The sequence below is a fragment of the Pseudomonas sp. OIL-1 genome, from assembly GCF_010669185.1.
Classification (GTDB): Bacteria; Pseudomonadota; Gammaproteobacteria; order Pseudomonadales; family Pseudomonadaceae; genus Halopseudomonas; species Halopseudomonas profundi.
In genome coordinates this window covers 4,185,090-4,209,334 of record NZ_CP048629.1, presented here as the reverse complement: position 1 = coordinate 4,209,334, position 24,245 = coordinate 4,185,090, and the positions used below count along the sequence as shown (strand labels likewise).

General features: G+C 59.2%; 16 protein-coding genes. 9 read left to right on the top strand and 7 right to left on the bottom strand.

What is annotated here, in order from left to right:
• Positions 1–29 precede the first annotated feature (29 nt).
• Both G3M63_RS19325 and G3M63_RS19320 read left to right on the top strand, forming a co-directional pair.
• Complete coding sequence (locus G3M63_RS19325; protein ID WP_150299553.1) at positions 30–1,391, top strand: YjgN family protein; 1,362 nt, start codon at positions 30–32, stop codon at positions 1,389–1,391.
• A 269-nt stretch (positions 1,392–1,660) separates the two neighbouring features.
• The gene (locus tag G3M63_RS19320; protein WP_163984130.1) at positions 1,661–2,722 is read left to right on the top strand and encodes a M48 family metallopeptidase; all 1,062 of its coding nucleotides are present in this window, start codon (positions 1,661–1,663) and stop codon (positions 2,720–2,722) included.
• Here G3M63_RS19320 and mqo read toward each other — a convergent pair.
• Entirely contained in the window at positions 2,698–4,200 is a 1,503-nt protein-coding gene (gene mqo, locus G3M63_RS19315; RefSeq protein WP_150299555.1) for a malate dehydrogenase (quinone), read from the bottom strand. The genes G3M63_RS19320 and mqo overlap by 25 nt on opposite strands.
• 201 nt (positions 4,201–4,401) lie before the next feature.
• Between mqo and thiO the strand changes: the two genes are divergently transcribed.
• Positions 4,402–5,505, top strand: a complete 1,104-nt coding sequence (gene thiO / locus G3M63_RS19310; protein ID WP_150299556.1) for a glycine oxidase ThiO — start codon at positions 4,402–4,404, stop codon at positions 5,503–5,505.
• Between the two features lie 3 nt (positions 5,506–5,508).
• Here the strand turns inward: thiO and G3M63_RS19305 are convergent, their stop codons facing one another.
• From G3M63_RS19305 to G3M63_RS19290, 4 genes are all read right to left on the bottom strand, one after another.
• Positions 5,509–6,855 (bottom strand): sigma-54 dependent transcriptional regulator, encoded by a 1,347-nt coding sequence (locus G3M63_RS19305; protein WP_150299557.1) that lies wholly within the window; start codon positions 6,853–6,855, stop codon positions 5,509–5,511.
• Positions 6,856–6,907: 52 nt separating this feature from the next.
• Complete coding sequence (locus G3M63_RS19300) at positions 6,908–8,482, bottom strand: PAS domain-containing sensor histidine kinase (protein ID WP_150299558.1); 1,575 nt, start codon at positions 8,480–8,482, stop codon at positions 6,908–6,910.
• A 51-nt stretch (positions 8,483–8,533) separates the two neighbouring features.
• A complete protein-coding gene (locus G3M63_RS19295) occupies positions 8,534–8,770 on the bottom strand; it encodes a PP0621 family protein (RefSeq protein WP_163984129.1) in 237 nt (78 codons plus the stop codon).
• A 219-nt stretch (positions 8,771–8,989) separates the two neighbouring features.
• A complete protein-coding gene (locus G3M63_RS19290) occupies positions 8,990–9,985 on the bottom strand; it encodes an outer membrane protein assembly factor BamD (protein WP_150299560.1) in 996 nt (331 codons plus the stop codon).
• A gap of 197 nt (positions 9,986–10,182) precedes the next feature.
• On the opposite strand from G3M63_RS19290, the gene rluD reads away from it, so the two are divergent.
• The 4 genes from rluD to G3M63_RS19270 all read left to right on the top strand — a co-directional run bounded on the left by rluD (position 10,183) and on the right by G3M63_RS19270 (position 15,468).
• On the top strand, positions 10,183–11,142 hold the full coding sequence (gene rluD / locus G3M63_RS19285) for a 23S rRNA pseudouridine(1911/1915/1917) synthase RluD (RefSeq protein ID WP_163984128.1): 960 nt from the start codon (positions 10,183–10,185) through the stop codon (positions 11,140–11,142).
• Positions 11,143–11,868, top strand: coding sequence for a peptidoglycan editing factor PgeF (pgeF, locus tag G3M63_RS19280; RefSeq protein WP_163984127.1), 726 nt, complete (start codon positions 11,143–11,145; stop codon positions 11,866–11,868). It abuts the gene before it with no gap.
• A 137-nt stretch (positions 11,869–12,005) separates the two neighbouring features.
• A complete protein-coding gene (clpB, locus tag G3M63_RS19275; RefSeq protein ID WP_163984126.1) occupies positions 12,006–14,573 on the top strand; it encodes an ATP-dependent chaperone ClpB in 2,568 nt (855 codons plus the stop codon).
• Between the two features lie 262 nt (positions 14,574–14,835).
• The gene (locus tag G3M63_RS19270) at positions 14,836–15,468 is read left to right on the top strand and encodes a transposase (RefSeq protein ID WP_150299564.1); all 633 of its coding nucleotides are present in this window, start codon (positions 14,836–14,838) and stop codon (positions 15,466–15,468) included.
• A 170-nt stretch (positions 15,469–15,638) separates the two neighbouring features.
• Here the strand turns inward: G3M63_RS19270 and aceF are convergent, their stop codons facing one another.
• Positions 15,639–17,345: a dihydrolipoyllysine-residue acetyltransferase gene (aceF, locus tag G3M63_RS19265; protein WP_150299565.1), complete on the bottom strand. Its 1,707-nt coding sequence runs from the start codon at positions 17,343–17,345 to the stop codon at positions 15,639–15,641.
• Positions 17,346–17,356: 11 nt separating this feature from the next.
• On the bottom strand, positions 17,357–20,014 hold the full coding sequence (gene aceE, locus G3M63_RS19260; protein WP_150299566.1) for a pyruvate dehydrogenase (acetyl-transferring), homodimeric type: 2,658 nt from the start codon (positions 20,012–20,014) through the stop codon (positions 17,357–17,359).
• Positions 20,015–20,247: 233 nt separating this feature from the next.
• On the opposite strand from aceE, the gene glnE reads away from it, so the two are divergent.
• Together glnE and G3M63_RS19250 are read left to right on the top strand one after the other, a co-directional pair.
• Positions 20,248–23,190: a bifunctional [glutamate--ammonia ligase]-adenylyl-L-tyrosine phosphorylase/[glutamate--ammonia-ligase] adenylyltransferase gene (gene glnE, locus G3M63_RS19255; protein ID WP_150299567.1), complete on the top strand. Its 2,943-nt coding sequence runs from the start codon at positions 20,248–20,250 to the stop codon at positions 23,188–23,190.
• A gap of 90 nt (positions 23,191–23,280) precedes the next feature.
• On the top strand, positions 23,281–24,210 hold the full coding sequence (locus tag G3M63_RS19250) for a branched-chain amino acid transaminase (RefSeq protein ID WP_150299751.1): 930 nt from the start codon (positions 23,281–23,283) through the stop codon (positions 24,208–24,210).
• Positions 24,211–24,245: the final 35 nt, after the last annotated feature.

Sequence of the window (24,245 nt, the reverse complement as noted above, 5' to 3'; positions counted from 1 at the left end):
GGATTTTCATCAAGCCAACGGATGGTTATATGTCTACGGAACGCTTCAAGGTATGTTCTAACGGTCGCCTGGTAGAGGGGCAGGGCGAGGATCAACTGCGGTCGAATCTGCACAAGGCCGGTTTTCGGCCCGAGCAGATCGAAACACTGCTGGCCGGCAAACCGGCCACCATCAAAAAGGGGCTCGATAGGGAACAAGCGCAGCTTTATCAACGCCGGTTAGAAGCCGCCGGCCTGCTGGTGGACATCCTCCCCGAAGCGACGCCTGCTGGCGAGCCAGCACAGGCTGAGCCGACTGCGCAGTCGGGGCTATCACTGGTATCAATCGAAGAGCCGGTCAGCGAGCGTCCCGAAACCGATGGACCGACCCACCGCGAGCCCCCGGTTCCCGAGCTCAAGCCTGCTACCCCGCGGCGCAGCGAGCCGGTGGTATTTACTGGCCAGGGTAGCGAATTCTTCGGTATCTGGATCGTCAATCTGTTCCTGATGGTACTGACCCTGGGTTTCTACGCCCCCTGGGCCAAGGTACGCGCACTTCAGTATTTCTACGGCCACACTCAAATCGATGGCAGCAGCTTTCAGTACCTTGCCGATCCATGGGTGATTTTTCGCGGACGATTGATTGCGCTGGTTGCGGTAATCGTCTGGGTTGTAATTTCCGAGTTGTCGCTGATCGGCTCCTTGATCTTGCCATTGTTGTTTCTTCCGGCGCTGCCTTGGGTGGTGATGCGTTCGTTGCAGTTTCATGCGGTGAACAGCGCGTACCGCAATATTCGTTTTGACTTCAAGGGCAGCTACGGTGGCGCCTGCATGGCCTTGCTGGTGTGGCCGATCTTTGCCCTGTTGACGCTGATGATCGCCGCACCCTATAGCCTGTTCAAATCCCACAGCTATGTCGTCAACAACAGCCTGTTTGGCACCATGCCGTTCCGCTTGAAATTGCAAGGCACCGACTATTACGTGTTCTTCCTGCGCATTATCGCCGTCGGGGTGGGCTGCGCGCTGTTGGCAACAGTGCTCGGCAAGCTGGCGCACCCAATGCTAGCCATCCCCATCGGAGTGATCGGCTATCTGGCACTGTTCGGTTACCTCATGGCGGGCCTGACCAATATGGTAATGAATGCCACCGTACTCGGTATGCACGGTTTCGAATCACAGCTGGGTAAGCGTCGGATGGTCTGGATATTCGTCACCAACAGTCTGTTGATCATGCTCACCCTCGGATTCTTCACGCCCTGGGCCAAAGTGCGCATGGCCGCGTACCGCGCCAGTTGCACGGCGGTTGAGATCCATGGCGACCTGGATGGATTCATCGCTGGGGAGGAGCGACGCGCGAGTGCGATAGGTCAGGAAGTTGGGGAGGCTTTCGATGTCGGCATCTCCATCATCTGAACGGGGAAAGGGTCTGTTGACGTTTCATCGCGGTCGCGACGGAGGCCCGTTTGGTGCAGAACAAGGCGCGAGGAGTGAAATTTGGTTGTTCCAAATGAGCGACGAGTAACGCAGTGCTGCGCTAAACGGGTCCCGTCCCTTCGGGTTGCGCGGCAAATGACGCCATGCGGCGTTGCGGGACTTGGCAAGGGAACAACCATTACCTGCGTCCCGCGCCTTGCGGATCGCCGCCCGGCCTTGCGCCATTTGACACAGCAACGCGGCTCGCGATGAAACGTCAACAGACCCTAACCGGCACCTACCTTGACGGGCGGACGAGCAAGAGCCGCCCGGCAAGCGTCAGGCTGGAGAACAACCAGCTGCACCTGCGCTTCAAGGATGGCGATTATCTCTTTGACAGCAATGATCTCCGGCTCGGTATGCGGGTCGGCAGTGCGGGTTACTACCTGTATTTGCCGCGCGGCGCGGTATTCGAAACCGCCGACCAGAATGCGCTGGCGGAGCTGGCCAATGCGGCGGGCATCAAAGGCTCGCAGGGTTGGTTGCAACGTCTGGAAGCCAGCTACCGGCTGATCGCAGTCAGCGCTTTGGTCGTCATCCTCTGCGTTGCCGGCAGTCTCGTTTACGGCGTGCCCTGGTTGTCCCGGCAGATCGCGGAGCGAGTGCCGGTCGCGCTGGAAAACCGCCTGGGTACTGAGTCGCTGGCTGCGCTGGATGGCATGTGGTTGGCGCCTAGCGAACTGGCGCCCGCGAGGCAGCAGCAGGTACATGACGCGTTTGCGCCCTACCTGGCGCGGCTGACTGAAAGTCACCCGCAGCACAGCCTGCAGTTGCTATTACGCTCCAGCGATGACCTGGGCGCGAATGCGCTGGCACTGCCTGGCGGCACCATCGTGTTCACTGACGAGCTGATCCGCTTGGCTGAAGACGACTGCGAGCTGATAGCAATCATGGCGCACGAGGCGGGCCATATTCTTCATCGCGATACCATGCGTGGCATTGTGCAGAGTTCGCTGGCGCTGTGGCTGGTCATGTCGATTACCGGGGACCTGTCTGCTGCGTCGGACCTGGCCACCAGTGTGCCGGCCGTTCTGGCGAATCTGGGTTATTCGCGGAACATGGAAAGCGAGGCGGATGATTTTGCGCTGGAGTTCATGCTGGCCAATCAGCTGTCGCCGACCTGTTTTGCCAGCATCATGCAGCGACTCGACAGCAACTCTTCGGAGGGGGGCGGTCAGTCAGACGGGTTGTCAGGATTCCTTTCAACCCATCCGCCAACGCCGGAACGTATAAAGCGCTTTCTGGATCAGACCGCCGCTGTGGAAGGCTGACGCAGTTGCAGTACGTTCAGGGTCCGGTCGCGAACGCGCTTGAGCAACTCGGCGTCTTCGACCAGTGATTGCCCGTAGGAGGGAACCAGTTCCTTCATGCGGGCTTGCCATTCCGGGCTTTCCAGACGGTCGCTGAAACAGCGGCGCAACACGTCGATCATGGCCTGAACGGCAGTCGATGCCCCCGGCGACGCGCCAAGCAGAGCGGCCAGAGTACCATCCTTCGCAGCGACGATTTCTGTACCGAATTCCAGCTTGCCGTGGCCCTTTGCATCCTTCTTGATGATCTGCACGCGCATGCCGGCATTCTGCAACCGCCAGTCTTGCTCGCGCGCGAGCGGGAAGAAATTGCGTAGCGATTCTACCCGGTCCTTGTGGGACTGGAATGATTCTGCAATCAGGTAGCGGGTCAGATCCATATTGTCGCGGCCCACAGCCATCATCGGTGCGACGTTATAGGTCTTGACCGAGGAGAACAGGTCGAACACCGAACCTTTCTTCAGGAACTTGGTGGTGAACCCGGCGAAAGGCCCGAACAGCAACGCAGGCTGGCCGTTGATGATACGCGTGTCCAGGTGCGGGACGGACATCGGTGGCGCGCCGACCGGAGCCTTGCCATAGACCTTGGAGTGATGACGCTGCACGATTTCCGGCTTGGTACAGACCAGCCATTGACCGCTGACCGGGAAACCGCCGTAACCCTGGCTCTCGTCGATATGGGATTTCTGCAGCAGGGGCAGTGAGCCGCCACCGGCACCCAGGAAAACGAACTTGGCGTTGATCGAGAGTTCCTCTCCGGTTTTCTCGTCTTCCACGTCGACGCGCCAGTGCCCGCGCTTGCTTTTGCGCAGTGCATTGACCGAATGGTTCAGTCGCAGCTCGAATCCTGCTTGCTCGCGAAGGTGAGCGATCATGCTGCGGGTCAGTGAGCCAAAATCGACGTCCGCGCCATATTCGACCCGCGTACCAGCGACTTTCTCCCCAGCTTTGCGCTGTTCCATCACCAGCGGCATCCAGCTTGCCAGTTGCTCTGGGGACTCGCTGAACTGCATGTCCGCAAACAGATGATGGGCGCTCAGCAGTTGCTGGCGCTTGCGAAGGAAGGCTACGTCTTTCTCGCCCCAGACGAAGCTCTGGTGTGCGGTCGGATTGATGAACTTGCGCGGCGCCGGGAGAATGCCCTGTTCGACCAGATGCGACCAGAACTGCAGGGTCACTTCGAAGGACGCGTTGATATTCAGCGCCCGGTCTATGGTTATGTTGCCGTCCGGTCCTTCGGGCGTGTAGTTCAGCTCACAGTAACCGGCGTGACCGGTTCCAGCGTTATTCCAGCCATCCGTGCTTTCGTGAGCAACGTGGTCCAGGCGTTCGACCAGGGTAATGGTCATATCCGGGTCCAGCTGTTTGAGCAACATTCCTAGCGTAGCGCTCATGACACCACCACCGACCAGCAATACATCTACGTTTTTTGCTGTCATTAACATGTCGCCTCTTACCTTGAAAATCCGGGCCAATGATACCGGTTTATCACAGGCGGTGACATACGAAATGCCTTGACACAAGACCAAGGTAGGGCGGATGTCACTTGACCGTGATCATGGTCCGCCCGCCATCGGTAGTTTATGCTGCGCTCCTTTATGGCGGGAGTCAGCCTGCCGATTTCATGACGGGGAAAGGCAATGCAGGACGTGGTAATCATCGGCGGTGGTGTGATGGGATGCTTGTCAGCTCTGAATCTGATCAATGCCGGACTGTCAGTAACATTGATCGAGCGCGGCAGTACCGGCCGTGAAGCTTCCTGGGCCGGCGGTGGCATCGTGTCGCCGCTTTATCCGTGGCGCTATAGCGAAGCTATCAGCGCACTGGCGCAGTGGTCGCAACATTACTACCCCGAGCTTGGCACGAAGCTGGCTACCGAGACCGGAATTGATCCTGAAGTGACGACCTGTGGCCTGATGTGGCTCGACCACGAAGAGCAGGAACAGGCGCTGGCTTGGGCCGCCCAGCAGCACAGCCCGCTGCAGCTGATGGAGTCGGCTTTCGTTTATGAGCAGGTTCCGCAACTTGCTTCAGGCTTTCAAGGTGCCTTGTGGCATGGGGGGCTGGCCAACGTTCGTAACCCGCGACTGATGACTGGGCTGAAGGCCTGGTTGACGCAACAGCCTGCGTTCACTTTGTTGGAAAATACCGAAGTGACTGGCTTGATCGAGGTTAACGGGCGGGTAACCGGCGTACGCCACGTGGCGGGAGAACACAAGGCCGGTGCGGTCGTGCTTGCCGCAGGTGCCTGGACTGGTGACTGGCTGGGGGGCGTCGGTCTGGATCTGCCGGTGACTCCGGTCAAGGGTGAGATGCTGCTATACAAGCGCGAGCCGGGTTGGCTGTCCACCATGGTGTTGTATCAGGGGCGCTATGCGATACCCCGGCGCGACGGGCATATCCTGGTTGGCAGTACGCTCGAACACGCCGGTTATGACAAGCAGGCAACTTATCAGGCCTTTTCATCGCTGCGCGAATCAGCGATCCGCATGCTTCCCGAGCTGGCTGATGAACAGCCGGTTGGCCATTGGGCAGGGCTGCGTCCGGGCTCACCTGAAGGTGTGCCCTATATTGGTGAAGTGTCGGAGCGTCCGGGTTTATGGATAAATGCCGGGCATTATCGCAACGGTCTGGTGCTGGCCCCGGCCTCCTGCCGGTTGCTCGCGGACCTGATGACCGGCACCCGCCCCGCAATCGATCCGTCACCTTATTCGCTGGAAGACCGACTCAGCGCAGCGAGCTGAGGGTCAATCCTCAAGGCCAAGCTTTTTCAGGCGGTAGCGCAGTGAACGGAAGGTCAGTCCAAGGCGTTTTGCCGCAGCGGTCTTGTTCCAGCGTGTTTCCTCGAGCGCCTGCATGATGGCCTGGCGCTCGATGTCATCGAGGAAGTCTTCAAGCGAATCGATCTGGTTCAGTGCCGGCTGTTGGTCTGATGGGGTATTCGGGATCCCGGACAAATGAATATCGCCCACATCGATGATGTCGTCCTCACATAACGTGAAGGCGCGCTCGAGAATGTTCTCCAGCTCGCGGACGTTCCCGGGGAAGCGATAATTGCAGAGCATTTCCTTGCACTCTGCAGTCAGTCTCGGGATTGGCATATCGGCTCGTTTCGCCAGCCCGACGAGGACGTGTTCGGCAAGCTGGGGAATGTCGTCACGTCGTTCGCGTAGCGGGGGCACGCTGAGCTCGATTACATTGATGCGATAAAACAGATCCTGGCGGAATCGCCCCTCGGCCACCTCCGCTGCCAGATCCTTGTGCGTTGCGCAGAGCAGGCGCACGTCTACCGGCTCTTCCTGCTGGGTCCCCACCGGCCGTACGGCTTTTTCCTGAATCGCACGCAGCAGTTTGACTTGCATGGCGATTGGCAGGTCGGCGACTTCGTCAAGAAACAGCGTGCCGCCTTTGGCCGCCTGGAAAAGGCCTGGCTTGTCGGCGACGGCGCCACTGAAGCTGCCTTTGCGATGGCCGAAGAATTCGCTCTCCATCAACTCGGATGGGATGGCGCCGCAGTTCACAGGAATAAAGGGTTGTGCAGCGCGTGGCCCCAGCGCATGAATGCGACGTGCGACCAATTCCTTGCCGCTGCCTGACTCACCGCTGATATACAGCGGCGCCTGACTGCGTGCCAGTTTGGCGATCTGCTTGCGCAGCTTCAGAATGGGTGGCGATGAACCGAGTATAGGATCGGCGGGTGCGTTATTTGCTGCGCTTGTCACGGGTTCGCGCAGGCGCAGGGCGCTGGTAACCAGATCCCGTAGGCGCTTGAGGTCAACCGGTTTGGTCAGGAAATCGAAGGCACCGGCTTTCAGTGCTGTGATAGCAGTGTCCAGGCTGCCGTAGGCAGTGATCATGGCGACGGGCGTATCGGGCGCGTGCTGCTGAATGTAACGCACCACAGACATGCCATCGCCATCCGGCAGACGCATATCCGTCAAACAGAGATCGAAGCTGTGCTCGGCCAGCAGGTCAAGCGCCTGGGTGAGGGTGGTCGCGCTCCGGGTACGCACCTCCATCCGCTTGAGCGTCATGTCGAGCAGTTCGAGGATATCCGGCTCATCGTCAATGATCAGTACCAACGGATTGTTCATGCGATCCATGCACTCCATGCGTTGTTGTTAAAAACCATCTGACGTCCAGTCATCATATCAGCCGTTTTGGATGTGCGAAGGTGATGCGCATACAACTTCCCCGTGGCTCGAGTCGTTCATATTCCAGTCTGGCCTGGTTGCTCTCACAGAGTTCACGCGAGATATACAGCCCCAGACCGGTGCCCGATGCTTCCGTAGTGTAGAAAGGTTCGAATACGTGCTGTACATGCTCGTCATCGATTCCTGGTCCGTGATCCAGAACCTCAAGCACCGGCAGCTCGGTGTCGCGGTTTTGATACAGCTTGAGCCAGATGGTGCGCTGGCTCCCTGCGGTGCCGCTGTAGCGCAGGGCGTTCTGGCAGAGGTTGTTCAACACCTGGTTGAGCTGGTTGGGATCGATACGGGTCAGTAGCTCTTGCTCCTCTGCTTCGAACTCCACCGTATCAGTCGCCAGCGTGACGTGCTTGAAATCCTCAATGAATTGCTCGGTCCAGAGTCGCAGGTCCACCAGCTGGGGTTCGCTGGGGCGACGGCGGGATAACTCGAGCACCGTTTCGATGACTTTGTTCATGCGCTTGGAATGCTGCTGAATGATGTCGCTCAGCCGCTGGTCCTGCTCGTTGACCTGGCTTGACTCGCGCAGCAACTGCGCGGCGTGGCTGATCGCGCCCAGCGGGTTGCGTATTTCATGGGCGATGCTGGCGGTAAGGCGTCCCAGGGAGGCCAGTTTGAGCTGCTGGGCTTGTTGGGCGACCTGAGTGTTGTCATCCAGGAAAACCAGCACGGTTTCGTCACTTTCCTGAGCCAGCGGTTTGAAGTTGGCCATGATTTCCACACCGCCGCGATGGTTGCGAAAAGGCAGGGTGCGAATCGAAGGGTAATTGCGCCATTGCTGAAGCCGCTGCGCCAGGTCAGGCGCCAGCTGTTCCAGCTCCATTTCGCGGATGATGGGTTTGCCAAGCATCTGCGCCGACGCTTCGTTGGCCTGGAGAACCTTCTGCTGCGGACCGACCACGATGATGCCGGTGCGCATGCGCTGAATGATCAACTGATTGAGTTTTTCCAGCGAGGCGAGACTGACGGCCTGTTGCTGGGCCAACGATTCCGATTGCTGCAGCTGGCGGCTGAGCCGCTGCACAAACAGCGCCACGGCAAAAAAGATGCAGCCCAGAACCCCGACCTGCAGATAACTCTGACTGGCAGCCGGATGCGACAGGCTGAGGAAAAACGTAAGGTAGATCACCACCAGGCTGGCGAGGGAGGCGAGCAACAAGCCGATTCGGCCGTGCAGGAGAATATTGCCGGTGGCCACCGGGATGATCAGCAGGTTGCCAAAACCGCTACTTACCCCGCCTGCTGCGTAGAACAGAATGCCGAGCATGAAGATGTCGAGGACCGCCAGTACGAAAAGATACCTCTCGCGGCGGCCTTCGTGCAGCATCAAGGCAATCAGCACGTTGACGAACAGATAGACCCAGCTGGCAGTTTCGTAGAGGCTCGGGTTGTCCAGATCGAGCAGGCCGTCACGAAGCGCGGCGTTGGTGAGAATCGCCAGGCAGAAGCCCAGGATCACGCGGTAGATGTTATAGATCCGCAGGATCCAGGGCCGTTGCGACTCAGGCATCATAGTGTCTGTTCCGATACCTTCGAGTCGAGCCGGCGTCGCGCTTGGCCAAACCTAACCATTGTGGTCGGCTTCCAGGTGATTCTTGCAGCAGTACCAGCGTTCTCCCTCGTGCAACGCCTGTGTCTGGGGCAGGTACACCTTGCAGCGTGAGCAGCGCACCATCAGGGTTGGTGTGTCAGGTGTGGCGGCAGAACGCGCCTTGTTCGCCTGCTGTGCTTTCAAACGCCGCCAGAAGGTCAGTGCAACGTACGCGAGCACCAGCAGAATTACTAATTTGATCAGCCCCATTCCCGGTCCTGTCAGTGGAAATAACAAGCGGCCAGTGTATCGCAAGCGGTCATCAGACCATAGGTTCCTGAAATTGACCGCAGAGAGAGGAGTGCGTCAGGCGATTGCACTGGACGCGTCGAACATCAGTCTGGGCTACGTGCAGCTGCGAGAGGGCAGGGCGGGGCGGGGAGCAATCAAGCAGAAACGGCGCGCCTTGTGCGGACGCGCCGATTTATGTCAGTCAAACAGACCGAAGGTGATGCGGCTCCAGAATGAGCGCTTCTCGTCCTGTTCTTCTACCGGGGCGCGGATATCGCGGGGCAGCGAGGCCAGGGCTTCCTGATATTGTTGCTGCATTTCACGCTCGGCCTGTGTGGTTCCGGACTGAGACGGCGGCGTCAGCAGCTTGTCGAGAACGCCGACAGTAGCCGATTCAATCCAGCCGGAATCAGGCTGCGCGGGCTCGACGTGGTGCACAAATTCGCCGTCTTCCAGACTTGGATGCTCCGGGTAATTGGTCCGCAGCGTGAGCAGCGCCCTGTCTGCGAGCTCGGTCAGCGCCAGGCGGCGATAGGCTTCTACCATGATTGCCAGTCCGTCAGCGACTGATGGGGTCTGCTGAAAGTTTTCGACAACATAGCGGCCACGGTTGGCAGCGGCAACAAAAGCCTCGCGCTTGAGATAGTAGTGACCGACATGGATATCGTAGGCCGCCAGCAGGTTGCGCAGATAGACCATGCGACGGCGAGCGTCCTCAGCATAGCGGCTGTTGGGATAACGGCTGACCAGCTGGGCGAATTCATTGAATGAATCGCGCGCGGCGCCTGGATCACGACGGGTCATGTCCAGTGGCAGGAAGCGCTCGAACATGCCCCGGTCGCGGTCGAAGGACGCCATGCCACGCATGTAGTAGGCATAGTCGACATCAGGGTGCTGCGGATGCAGACGGATGAAACGGTCGGCGGCAGTCTTGGTCGCGTCCGGCTCCAGATTCTTGTAGTACGCGTAAATCAGCTCGAGCTGCGCTTGCTGTGCGTAACGGCCAAACGGGTAGCGTGATTCCAGGGCCCGGAGCTTCTCGATCGCTGGCCCGTAGTTGTTGGCATCCAGATCCTGCTGGACCATGGCGTAGAGTTCCGACTCGCTGAGAGCCTCGTCAAGCGTTTTGTTGTTTGACGAACAGGCGGCTATCAAAGCGAACAAGCCGACCAGCACGAGGTGTTTCATTGACATATTTGAGATCCGGATGGACGAGCGCAAGCTGTTGCCTGAACAGGCGTCCTGTTATAGTTGGTCATTGTTTGCCAGCACCCCGGACAGCCGGTGCGTGCCAGGAAAAGAAGCCGTATTTAACCACAGCGCTGAGCCGAAAACCAAAGGGGATTACATCTCCGCCTTTCGGCACTCCAGCGCGTTCCAGTGAGTCCTTAATGTCCGATCGTATTCGCTTGTCCGCTCAGGTTGCTGCTGAAAATGGCGGGCAACGCCTCGACCAGGTGGCCGCACAGTTGTTTTCAGATTATTCCAGGTCCCGTCTGCAAGGCTGGATCAAGGACGGCAGCCTGACCGTCGATGGTCGTACACTGCGCCCGCGCGACACCCTGTATGGCGGTGAGAAGCTGGAACTCGAAGCCGAACTTGAGGATCAGGGTGACTGGAAAGCCGAAGCCATCGATCTTGAAATCGTCTATGAAGACCATGCCATCCTGGTCATCAACAAGCCCGCCGGCCTGGTTGTGCATCCTGCGGCAGGTCACCAGGACGGCACTCTGCTCAACGCCTTGTTGCATCATGCTCCTGAGTTGGCCAAGGTGCCGCGCGCCGGCATTGTGCACCGCCTGGACAAGGACACTACCGGGTTGATGGTGGTGGCCAAAACGCTCGAAGCCCAGACCGATCTGGTCCTGCAGCTCCAGGCCCGTAGCGTCACCCGTGAATATGAATGCGTGGTGGTCGGGGTCATGACCGCCGGCGGCAAGGTCGATGAGCCCATCGCCCGGCACGGTACCAATCGCCAGAAGATGGCAGTAATGGCAGGCGGCAAACAGGCAGTCAGCCATTACCGGGTAATCAGCCGGTTCCGTGCGCACACCCATGTGAAGGTCAAGCTCGAGACCGGTAGGACGCACCAGATACGCGTACACATGAGTCATTTGCGTTTTCCTCTCATCGGCGACCAGACCTACGGCGGTCGCTTGCGTATCCCGCCGGGAGCCTCGCCTGAACTGATCAGGATGCTGCGCGAATTCCCACGGCAGGCATTGCATGCCCGGCGCCTTGAGCTGGTGCATCCGGATGATGGCCGCACGATGAGATGGGAGGCGCCCTTGCCTGCCGACATGGTTGAGTTGCTCAGCTTGCTCCGTGAAGACGGCGAGATGGAGGACTGAATGCAGTCCTGGTTGCAGGCCGAATGGCCCGCACCGAAACGGGTGCGTACCTGTATCACGACCCGTGAGGGCGGCATCAATCGGCCGCCCTGGCAGAGTTTCAATCTTGGCGATCACGTCGGGGATGACCCCGAACATGTCGCGGCAAACCGTGCGCGGCTGGCTGCCGAGCTGGGTTGCGAGCCGGTGTGGCTGAAGCAGACGCACAGCCGGCTGACCATTAAAGCCCAACCCGGCACGGTGCAAAATGCCGATGCCAGCTGGACCGACCAACCGGGCATCGCCTGCACCATCATGACGGCCGATTGTTTGCCCGTACTGTTCTGTGACCGGGCCGGCTCACGCGTAGCGGCTGCCCACGCCGGCTGGCGCGGGCTGGCCGGCGGTGTATTGGAGTCAACGATTCAGGCCCTGCAGACGCCGCCGGACCAGCTGCTGGTTTGGCTTGGCCCGGCGATAGGGCCGGCTTCATTCGAAGTGGGAGCGGAGGTGCGGGACCTATTCGTTTCGGACATTCCTGCTGCTGCCGCCGCGTTCGTGCCTTCCCGCAACGCTGGACGTTTCATGGCGGACATCTATCACCTCGCGCGGTTACGCCTGCAAGCGGCGGGCGTGACAGCGGTTTATGGGGGTGGTCTCTGCACCGTAAATGACCCGCTGCGTTTCTATTCCTATCGCCGCGACGGCGAGACTGGCCGCTTCGCGTCGCTCATCTGGCTGGGCTGATCGGGCAGGACAAAGCGACAAAATTTTGACCCTGATCAATGCCTGAAGCCTTGAAAGGCTGACAATCGTCCCTATCTATACTCCAATCAAATTGGTTTAACCGGCAAACGCTCGGTTCAATAGACAGGACATACAAGATGCGTATTGATCGCTTTACCAGCAAACTGCAGATGGCCCTGGCTGACGCGCAATCGTTGGCTGTAGGGCGTGATCACAATCAGATTGACCCATTGCACCTGTTACTCGCCATGCTTGAGCAACAGCAGGGCTCTATTGCGCCACTGTTGCGCCAGGTCGGCTTTGACGTGAACAAGCTGCGCAGCGACCTGGGCGCCGCGTTGGATAAGCTGCCTACTATCAGCAATCCCACCGGTGACATCAATCTGTCCCAGGAACTTGCGCGGCTGTTCAATCAGGCCGACCGCCTGGCGCAGAAGAAGGGCGACCAGTTCATTTCCAGTGAACTGGTGCTGCTTGCTGCGATGGAACCCAACACCGCGCTGGGCAAGATCCTCACCAGCCAGGGCGTGTCCAAACAGGCTCTGGAGAATGCCATTGAGCATCTTCGCGGCGGCGAGTCAGTGAATGATCCGAATGTTGAAGAGTCGCGCCAGGCGCTGGATAAATACACCGTCGACATGACCAGGCGCGCCGAGGAAGGCAAGCTCGATCCGGTGATCGGCCGCGATGATGAAATCCGCCGTACCGTCCAGGTATTGCAGCGTCGCACCAAGAACAACCCGGTGCTGATCGGTGAGCCCGGCGTCGGCAAGACCGCTATTGTCGAGGGGCTGGCACAGCGCATTATCAATGGCGAAGTGCCGGATGGCCTGAAGCACAAGCGCTTGCTGTCGCTTGATATGGGCTCACTGATTGCTGGCGCGAAATTCCGCGGTGAGTTCGAGGAACGCCTCAAGGCCGTGCTCAGCGAACTGGGCAAGCAGGAAGGGCGGGTCATCCTGTTCATCGATGAGCTGCATACCATGGTCGGCGCTGGCAAGGCTGAAGGTTCGATGGATGCGGGCAATATGCTCAAACCTGCGTTGGCGCGAGGCGAGCTGCACTGTGTCGGTGCCACCACGCTGGACGAGTATCGTAAGTACATCGAGAAGGATGCTGCGCTTGAGCGTCGCTTCCAGAAGGTGTTGGTGGATGAACCCAGCGAGGAAGACACCATCGCCATCCTGCGCGGCCTGAAAGAGCGCTACGAAGTGCATCACAAGGTTGCGATTACCGATGGGGCAATCATCGCCGCAGCCAAGTTGAGCCACCGCTACATCACCGATCGGCAATTGCCGGACAAGGCCATCGACCTGATCGACGAGGCTGCCAGCCGCATCCGCATGGAGATCGACTCCAAGCCCGAGGCGCTCGATCGCCTCGAACGTCGCCTGATTCAGCTCAAGGTGGAACGCGAGGCGCTGAAGAAAGAGGACGACGAAGCGGCGCTGAAGCGATTGGAGAAGCTCAAGGAAGAAATCGTCAAGGTCGAACGGGAATATTCCGACCTGGAAGAGATCTGGAAGGCGGAAAAAGCGGACGTGCAGGGCACCGCGCAGATCCAGGAGAAGATCGAGCAGGCCAAGCAGGAGCTGGAAAATGCCCGGCGTAGAGGCGATCTGAACAAGATGGCCGAGCTGCAGTACGGCATCATTCCGGATCTTGAACGCAGCCAGCAGATGGCTGACCAGCATGGCAAGACCGAGAACCAGCTGCTGCGCAACAAGGTCACCGACGAGGAGATTGCCGAGGTCGTATCCAAGTGGACCGGTATTCCGGTGAGCAAGATGCTCGAAGGCGAGCGCGACAAGCTGCTGCGTATGGAAGATGCGTTGCACAAACGGGTGATCGGTCAGCATGAAGCGGTGGTCGCGGTCTCCAACGCCGTGCGCCGCTCTCGCGCAGGCCTGGCAGACCCGAACCGGCCGAGCGGCTCCTTCATGTTCCTCGGGCCGACTGGTGTGGGTAAAACCGAGCTATGCAAGGCGCTGGCGGAGTTTCTGTTCGATACCGAAGACGCCATGGTGCGCATCGACATGTCCGAGTTCATGGAGAAGCACTCCGTAGCTCGTCTGATCGGTGCACCTCCGGGCTATGTCGGTTATGAAGAAGGCGGTTATCTGACCGAAGCCGTGCGGCGCAAGCCTTACTCGGTCATCCTGCTGGATGAGGTGGAAAAGGCGCACCCGGATGTGTTCAACGTGTTGCTGCAGGTACTGGAAGATGGTCGCCTGACCGATAGCCAGGGCCGCACCGTCGACTTCCGCAACACTGTGATCGTCATGACCTCGAACCTGGGCTCAGCGCAGATCCAGGAGCTGGTCGGTGACCACGAGGCGCAACAGGCGGCAGTGATGGATGCTATCGGGCAGCACTTCCGTCCGGAGTTCATCAACCGGATCGATGAAGTGGTGGTGTTCGAGCCGCTCGGAAGGGACCAGATCGCCGGCATCGCCACCATCCAGATGAGCCGTCTGAGCCAACGGCTGGCCGAGCGCGAGCTGCAGCTGGAGCTGACCGATGAAGCATTGGAAAAACTCATCGCTGTCGGCTACGACCCGGTCTACGGCGCCCGGCCGCTCAAGCGCGCAATCCAGCGCTGGATCGAAAATCCGCTGGCGCAACGCATCCTGGCTGGGGATTTCGAGCCGGGTACGGTGATCAAGGCGAAGGTTGAGAACGAGGAGTTTGTGTTCACGGGGTGATGCGCAATGCTGCCTCCAGCGGCCGGGTTCCATCCCGGCCGCTGGAGTTGCCGCAAGTCGCGTTGTCGAGATGGAACTCGACATTCCTTAATTCCTGCGCTGGTTGTCGAAAGAGTTCCACTCCGGCCGATGGATTTCGCGGGACAGATTGAATCGAGGGGCTCGGTACTTTGTTCTGAACTCTAGTTTTGCGAGCTGCTTCCTTCTCCGAATTTACGTGATTGTTACTATCGGTCTCCGTGCCAAGCAAGGATTGCCGCATATGACCGCCCGCAGCGACGACCATCGGGGTTGGTATACGTCTCGCAAGCTTCCTCACTTCGATTCACCCGATGTTATTCAGTTTATAACTTTCAGACTCGCCGACAGTCTCCCTGCAGCTGTGCTCAAATCATTGAAGAGCGAGTTAAAACGGCTTCCCGAAGTTGAACATTCTTATGCGGCTCGGGCGCAGATAGAATTGCATCTGGACCGTGGCCATGGATGTTGCGTACTGACTCACCCATCGATGGCAGCAACGCTGCGACAGGCTTTGCAGTTCTATGCCGGCAAGCGTTATCAGCTCATTGCGTGGTGCATCATGCCTAATCATGTTCACGTTCTGATCAAGCCAACGTATTCGCTGCCTCGGATCGTTCAAGGCTGGAAGACATATACAGCCCGCTGGGCTCTCCAGAATGCCACAACATTGCACTTGCAACTCCCAGATCGCGGTTTCTGGATGCGTGGATACTGGGATCGTTACGTCCGCACCCAGGCGCATCTCGAAGCCTCGGTGCACTATATTCATCACAATCCGGTGAAAGCGAAACTATGTGATTACGCTGAGGAGTGGGCGTGGTCGAGCGCAGGTGCGGCAAGAAATGATGCTGCGACAAGTCTCGGTGTGTGGTGATCAGGCGATCTATGGAGGGCCGGGTTCCATCCCGGCCGCGGGGTTGCCGCCGCGCGTACGTTGTCGAGATGGAACTCGATTCCATCGTCCCGTGTTTGATCGAGGGCGGGTTCATCCCGCCAAGATTGTCGGATGACATCTTGGCAGGATGCAGTTCTACATCCTGCCTATTACAACAACATTGACCGTATATCTCCCAGCAGTTCACCCAACCGCTTGGTGAACTGCGCGGCGGCTGCGCCGTTGATGGCGCGGTGGTCGTAGGATAGTGATAGAGGCAGCATCAGCCGGGGCTGGAAGGTGCTGCCGTCCCAGACCGGTTGGGTGGCTGCACGGCTCACACCGAGGATGGCGACTTCTGGCGCGTTCACGATTGGGGTGAAGTAGGTGCCGCCGATATGGCCAAGGCTGGAGATGGTGAAGCACGCGCCCTGCATGCCATCGGCACCGAGCTTCTTGGTCCGCGCCTTTTCAGCCAGCTCCGCCGCTTCGGCGGCCAGTTGCAGCAGGCTCTTCTTGTCCACATCACGGATGACCGGAACCATCAGGCCGTCCGGTGTATCCACCGCGAAACCGATGTGCACGTACTGCTTGTGCGCCAGCTGTTTGCCGCCGGGCATCAACGATACGTTGAAGTTCGGCTGTTCGCGAAGCAGATGCGCACAGGCTTTGAGCAGGAACGGCAGGATTGTCAGCTTGACGCCGGCCTTTTCCGCTGCGGTCTTTTGATCCTTGCGGAAGGTTTCGAGCTCGCTGATATCCGCCTGATCGAACTGCGTAACGTGGGGCACGTTGAGCCAGCTGCGGTGGATATTGGTCGCGCCAATCTGCTGCAGGCGTGTCATATCCTTGATTTCAACCTCGCCGAAACGGCTGAAGTCGATGTCCGGTACCGGCGGGATGCCCGCTCCGCCAACCGAGCCCTGGCTAGCACCCCCTTGCTTGCCCTGTTTCAAGATGCCTTGCACGTGGGTCTGGACATCTTCCTTGAGGATACGGTCGTGGGGGCCGCTGCCACTGACGTCTGTCAGATCGACACCAAACTCACGCGCCAGCTTGCGCACGGCCGGGCCGGCGTGGACCTTGGTGCCCTCGCGGCTAGGCCGTCCGACTGGAGGCGGAACGGCTTTGTCCTTCTCTGCGTTGGCTGCCGGCGCTTTCGGCTCGGCCTGGCTCTTCTGGTCTTTCCCCTGCGCATCGGCTTTTGGCGAGGCTTGCTTGCTATCGGCAGATGCGGCCGTACCAGGCGCGCTGTCAGATTCGCCTTTCACCCGCATATGCAGGATCAGGTCGCCGGTCTGCACGTCCTGATCCAGCTTGGCTTCGATGGATTCAATCACGCCGGCGAAGGGCGCCGGGATTTCCATGCTGGCCTTGTCTGATTCCAGGACCAGCAAGGATTGTTCGGCCTCCACGGAGTCGCCCGGGCTGACCATGATCTCGATGATCTTGGCCTTGCCATCGCCAATATCGGGCACCTGTACTTCCTTGACTGATTCGCTGGGCGGGGCGGCGGATTTGTCTACGACTTCCTGCCCGGTTTCCTTCTCAGGCGCAGCCGCTTCTTCCGCTTCGTCGACCGGCTGACCGTCACTGGTATCTTGCGAATCGTCGGGCTGGGTCTCTGCCTGGTCTGATTCAGCCTCGGCTGACTCCAGCTCAATCAGGTCGTCACCTTCCTTCAGCTGGTCGCCCAGTTTCACCTTTATGGACTTCACCACGCCGCCCTTTGGCGACGGGACTTCCATGCTGGCCTTGTCGGACTCCAGAGTGATCAGGCTCTGCTCCGGTTCAATCGTGTCGCCTTCCTTGACCAGAATTTCGATGACTTCACCTTCGGCATCGCCGATGCCTGGTACTTTGATGACTTCACTCATGGCATCGCTCCTCAGCAGTCCAGTGGGTTGGTCTTGTCGGAATCGATACCCAGGGACTTGAGCGCCTCGCCCAGTACCTTGCGTTCCAGTGCGCCGGACTCCACCAGCGCGGTGAGCGCGCTGTAGGCGACCCAGTTGCGGTCCACCTCGAAGAAATAGCGCAGCTTGCGCCGGGTGTCGCTGCGACCAAAGCCGTCCGTGCCGAGCACCTTGAATGGACCCGGCACCCATTGGCGGATCTGCTCTGCGTAGAGCTTCATGTAATCGGTGGCCGCAATGATCGGTCCCTTGCGGCCGGCCAGATTCTGTTCGACAAAGCTGGTACGCGGTTCCTGGTCAGGGTGGAGGCGGTTCCAGCGCTCCACGTCCAGGCCGTCACGGCGCAGCTCGTTGAAGCTGGTGGCGCTCCAGATATCGGCGCTGACGCCGTATTGCTCCTGCAGAATCTTCGCTGCTTCGCGTACTTCACGCAGAATAGTGCCGCTGCCCATCAGCTGGACGTGTAGCTCGCCCGGTTGCTTGGCTTCCTCCAGCAGGTACATGCCACGCATGATCCCTTCCTGGATGTGCTCGCCTTCGGGCAGCGCTGGCTGCGTATAGGCCTCGTTCATGACCGTGAGGTAGTAGTAGACGTTCTCCTGCTCCTCCATCATTCGCCGTGCACCCTCGCGAATGATCACCGCCAGCTCGTAGCCATAGCTCGGATCGTAGCTGCGGCAGTTGGGTACGGTTGAAGCCAGGATGTGGCTGTGGCCATCTTCGTGCTGCAGGCCCTCGCCGTTGAGCGTGGTACGCCCGGCGGTGCCCCCAATGAGGAAGCCCTTGGTGCGGCTGTCGCCCGCAGCCCAGGCCAGATCACCGATGCGCTGGAAGCCGAACATCGAGTAAAAGATGTAGAACGGCAGCATCGGCTGGTTATAGGTGCTATAGGCGGTACCTGCCGCAATCCAGCTCGACATCGCGCCGGCTTCGGTGATGCCTTCCTCAAGGATCTGACCCTGCTTGTCCTCGCGGTAGAACATCACCTGATTCTTGTCGACAGGCTCGTACAGCTGACCGACCGAGGAGTAGATCCCCAGCTGGCGGAACATGCCCTCCATACCGAAGGTGCGTGCTTCATCCGGCACGATGGGGACGATACGTTGCCCCAGCTCCTTGTCTTTCACCAGTTGCGACAGCACGCGGACGAAGGCCATGGTGGTGGAGATCTCGCGGTCACCGCTGCCGTCAAGTATTGACTTGAGCGTTTCCAGAGGCGGCACCGGCACCTTGAAGCTTTCCGCCCGGCGCGTGGGCATGTAGCCGCCGAGCGCTTCGCGGCGCGAATGCAGGTATTTGTACTCGGCGCTGCCTTCTTCCGGCTTGTAAAAGGGCAGTTTCTCGAGATCTTCGTCGTTGACCGGAATATCGAAGCGATCGCGGAAGGTCTTGAGACTTTCAACATCGACTTTTTTGGTGTTGTGCGCGGTATTCTGCCCCTGGCCAGCGCCGGTACCGTAGCCCTTGATGGTCTTGGCTAGAATGACGCTCGGTTGGCCAGTGTGGTTGACCGCAGCGTGATACGCGGCATACACCTTGTAGGGATCATGACCGCCACGGTTGAGTTTCCACACCTGGTCATCCGAAAGGTCCTTGACCATTTCCTCCAGCTCCGGACGCGCGCCGAAGAAGTGCTCGCGGACATAGGCCCCGTCGTTGGCCTTGTAGTTCTGATAATCGCCATCGACTGCTTCATCCATACGCTGTTGCAGCAGGCCGTCTTCATCCTTGGCAAACAGCGGATCCCACAAACGCCCCCAGATAACCTTGATCACGTTCCAGTCGGCGCCGCGGAAGTTGCCCTCCAGCTCCTGGATGATCTTGCCGTTGCCACGCACCGGGCCGTCCAGACGCTGCAAGTTGCAGTTGACCACGAAGATCAGGTTGTCGAGCTTTTCACGGCCAGCCAGGGAGATCGCGCCCAGGGATTCGGGCTCGTCGGTCTCGCCGTCACCGAGGAAACACCAGACCTTCTGCTTGCCCGGCTCGATGAATCCGCGGTGCTCCAAGTACTTCATGAAGCGCGCCTGATAGATCGCCTGAATCGGCCCGAGACCCATGGATACCGTGGGGAATTGCCAGAAATCGGGCATCAACCAGGGGTGCGGATAGGAAGACAATCCATTGCCGTCTACTTCCTGACGGAAATTGTCAAGCTGGTCCTCGCTGATGCGGCCCTCGAGATAGGCGCGTGCGTAGACGCCTGGCGACGCGTGGCCTTGGAAAAACACCAGGTCGCCGCCGTGTTCATCGGTCGGGGCCTTGAAGAAATAGTTGAAACCAATGTCGTAGAGCGTGGCGCTGGAGGCGAAAGTGGAAATATGGCCGCCGAGATCGGGATCCTGCTGGTTGGTCCGCATGACCATTGCAAGCGCGTTCCAGCGCACCATCGAACGGATGCGCCGTTCCATGAACAGGTCGCCGGGCATACGCGCTTCGTGGGTAACCGGGATGGTGTTGCGGTAGGGCGTAGTGATCGAATAGGGCAGCAGCGTGCCGCTGCGGGTAGCCAATTCTTCCATGCGCGTAATCAGGTAGTGCGCGCGGTCTTCGCCTTCGGCATCCAGAACGGATTCCAGCGAGTCAAGCCATTCCTGGGTTTCGAGGGGATCGATGTCTTGCGGCTTCATATTGTCTCCAGACCTTGTGGGCCCAATCAGCCGTATGAGCGGTTGGCCCCTTGCCGGCTGATGCGGTGTTGGTGTTGTGTTTGTAGTTTTACTACAAAAACGGGAGCCATTCCAGCTCGCAGAGAATATTTTTGTAGTGAAACTACAGGCGGTGCGGCTCCAATTCAATGGGGACTTTTCCCTCTGGGCTGCACGTGTCAAGCTGCCTGAATAGTCTTCGTACAGGATAGACCATGCCTTCTTTCTTACCGCGTCCGCTACCTGCGTCGTTGCAGCCAATGGTCGATCATCATCTGCAACAATGGCGCACGGCGCTGCAACACGAAGCGCTCGAAGAGCGCCTCGGTGAGCTGGGCGAGGACTTTGAATCCGCCTTGCCGACGGTGTTGGCCGGCAGTGACTTTGTGGCTGAGCAGCTGCGACGTGACCCGCAGATAGCCTGGCGCCTGACAGAGGCGGGGTTGCTGAGCCGCGATTTGCGAGCCGGTGAAATGTCCGAGCTATTGATAGAAGCGCTGGCCTCGGTGGGGAGCGAAGACGAACTGGGCCAGGCGCTGCGCAAATTCCGCCAGCAGCATCAGGTGCGTATCATCTGGCGCGACCTGACGCGGCAGGCGGCGACCATGCGCACGACGCGTGAACTGTCCGATATGGCAGATGCCTGCATCGAGCAAGCCTATCAATGGTTGTATAAACAGGCCTGCGAAACCCTCGGCACGCCTACTGCCCCGACGGGAGAACCGCAACATATGGTTGTGCTGGGGATGGGCAAGCTGGGCGCACAGGAGCTCAATCTATCCTCCGATATTGATCTGATATTTGCCTACCCCGACGCAGGAGAGACCCGCGGTGGCCGCCGTAGCTTATCCAACCAAGAATTTTTCATTCGCGTCGGTCAGCGGCTGATCCGTGCGCTGGATACTATTACCGTTGATGGATTTGTGTTCCGCGTAGACATGCGCCTGCGCCCCTATGGCGATAGCGGCGCGCTGGTGTTCAGTTTTGATGCCCTGGAGCAGTACTACCAGAGCCAGGGCCGCGACTGGGAACGCTACGCAATGATCAAGGCACGCGTCGTGGCGGGTGATCAACAGGCGGGCGCCGAACTCCTGTCAATGCTCAAGCCATTTGTGTTCCGGCGCTATCTTGATTTTGCTGCGATCGAGGCGTTGCGTAACTTGAAGCTAATGATCCAGCGGGAGGTCAAGCGCAAAGGGCTGCAGGATAACGTCAAGCTCGGCTCGGGAGGCATCAGGGAGGTCGAGTTTATTGGTCAGGCATACCAGTTGATCCATGGCGGTCGTGATCGCGCCCTGCAACAAAAGCCCATCCTGGCGGTGCTCGAGGTGCTGGCGGAAAACGATTACATGCCAGACCCGGCTATTGATGAGCTCAAGCGTGCCTATCTGTTCTTGCGCGATGCTGAACATGCGTTGCAGGCGCTGGACGACCGGCAGACCCAAATGCTGCCCACTGATCAGGAATCGCGAACGCGCGTGGCTTTTGTAATGGGCTTCGAAGACTGGGACAGTTTCCGTGCCACGCTGGATACGCACCGGCAACGAGTGGAAACGCATTTCGCCTATGTCATTGCCGATCCGGATGATGAAACCGACGATGAAGCCCCGTTGCACGCCGAGTGGCTGCCGTTGTGGGAGGGCGCTCTTGAGTCAGAGCAGGCACTCGAACAGCTGGGCGAAGGTGGCTTTCGCCAGCCCGATCAGGCCTGGCGACTACTGCAGGGCCTGTTGAATTCTGGCCGTGTCAGAGGAATGCAGCGTGTCGGTCGTGACCGTCTGGATGTGTTCATGCCGCGCCTGTTAGGTATGGCGGCTGAGCAGGACAATCCCGATCTCGCGCTGGAACGGGTGATGCCCCTGGTCGAAGCGGTAGCACGACGCTCGGCCTATCTGCTGTTGCTGACCGAAAACCCCGGCGCGCTGCACGAGTTATTGGTGTTATGCAGCGCCAGCCCCTGGATCGCTGAACAGATAACCCGTTACCCGGTTGTGCTGGACGAGCTGCTGAACGCGGGTCGCCTGTATCGCCCGCCGGAAACCGAAGAGTTGGTTGACGAACTGCGTCAACAGCTGACCCGCATTCCCGAGGACGATCTTGAGCAGCAGATGGAAGTGCTACGGTATTTCAAGCGCGCGCATGTCCTGCGAGTGGCCGCATCCGAGTTGGCAGGTACCTTGCCCTTGATGAAGGTCAGCGATTATCTGACCTGGATTGCCGAGGCGATTTTGCAACAGGTGTTGCGTCTTGCCTGGCGCGAACTCACCCAGCGCCATGGCGCACCGAAGCGTCGCGACGGCTCAGACTGCGAGCTGGATTTCGTGATAGTCGGCTACGGCAAGGTGGGCGGGATCGAGCTGGGACACGGTTCGGATCTGGATCTGGTATTCATCCATGACGGCGACACCGAGGCGGAAACTGACGGAGCCAAGCCGATCGAAGGCAGCCGCTTTTTTACCCGTCTGGGCCAGCGCATCATTCATATCCTCAACGCGCAAACCACCTCCGGCGCGCTTTACGATGTCGATATGCGTTTGCGACCTTCGGGCGAATCCGGATTATTGGTCAGCTCCCTCGAGTCCTTCTCCCGCTACCAGCGCGAGGGTGCCTGGACCTGGGAGCATCAGGCGCTGGTGCGGGCCAGAGTGTTGGCAGGATGCAAGCGTCTGAATCACCGGTTCCAGAATCTGCGTGCAGAGGTGCTCGGTCGGGAGCGCGATGAAGCCAGCCTGCGAAAAGAGGTGCTGGCGATGCGTGCCAGGATGCGCGACAACCTGGCCACCCGCACCACCAACGCGGGATTCGCTCCGGCTGCGTTTACCACCGAGGCTCAGTTTGATCTCAAGCAGGACGCCGGAGGTATCGTCGATATCGAATTTATGGTGCAATATGCGGTTCTGGCCTGGTCGTGCCGATACCCCGAGTTACTGCGCTATACCGATAACATCAGAATTCTAGACGGGCTGCGCGACGCCGGGTTGATAGCCGGTGACGACGTTCTACGTTTGCAGGAGGCTTACAAAGCCTACCGCGCAGCAGCCCATCGCCTGGCCCTGCAGAAACAGCCGGGCAAAGTGAGTGGCGACCAGTTTCATGATTTCCGACGCGGAGTCATCGCACTCTGGCAGCAATGGCTGCCGGACGACCGAGACGAATGACGGCTTGCAGCCGTGTACACGCGGGCACACCTGGCCAGACCAAGAACCGAATGAATATTAGACAAAGATCAATGAATGGAGCTGGCTGCTATGTCGATGGCCGATCGTGATGGTGTTATCTGGTTTGATGGTGAAATGCTGCCCTGGCGTGACGCTAACGTCCATGTGCTGACGCACTCGCTGCACTACGGTATGGCTGTATTCGAAGGTGTGCGCGCCTACAATACGCCGGACGGAACCGCAATTTTCCGTCTGGATGCGCATACCGACCGCCTGTTCGATTCCGCCCACATCATGGGCATGAAAATTCCCTACACCAAAGAGCAGATCAACGATGCGATCTGTGCCACGGTGCGTGACAACAAGCTTGAAACGGCCTATATCCGCCCGCTGGTATTCTACGGCTCCGAAGGCATGGGTATTCGCGCTGATAACCTGAAGGTGCACGTGACCATTGCAGCCTGGCATTGGGGCGCCTACATGGGTGAGGCGGCGTTGGAGCAGGGTATCAAGATCCGCACTAGCTCCTTTACCCGTCATCACGTCAACATCACCATGACTCGCGCCAAATCCAGCGGTGCCTACATGAACTCCATGCTGGCGCTGCAGGAAGCTGTTTCCGGCGGTGCTGAAGAAGCCCTGTTGCTGGATCCGGAAGGCTATGTCGCAGAGGGTTCCGGCGAGAACATCTTCATCGTCAAGGGCGGCGTTATCTATACACCGGAAGTCACGGCCTGCCTGAACGGCATCACCCGTAGCACGGTGTTGACACTGGCCGGGGAAATGAACATCCCGGTTGTAGAAAAGCGCATCACCCGTGATGAAGTCTATATCGCCGATGAAGCATTCTTTACCGGTACGGCGGCTGAGGTCACCCCGATCCGCGAGCTGGATAACCGTCAGATCGGCGAAGGCCGTCGCGGTCCCATCACCGGCAAGCTGCAGAAGGCTTACTTCGACCTGGTCAACGGTCAGAGCGGCGCCCACGCCGAATGGCGTACGTTGGTGCACAAGCTTTGAGCCGGAAGCTGGAAGAAAGAAGGAGCCGCATTGCT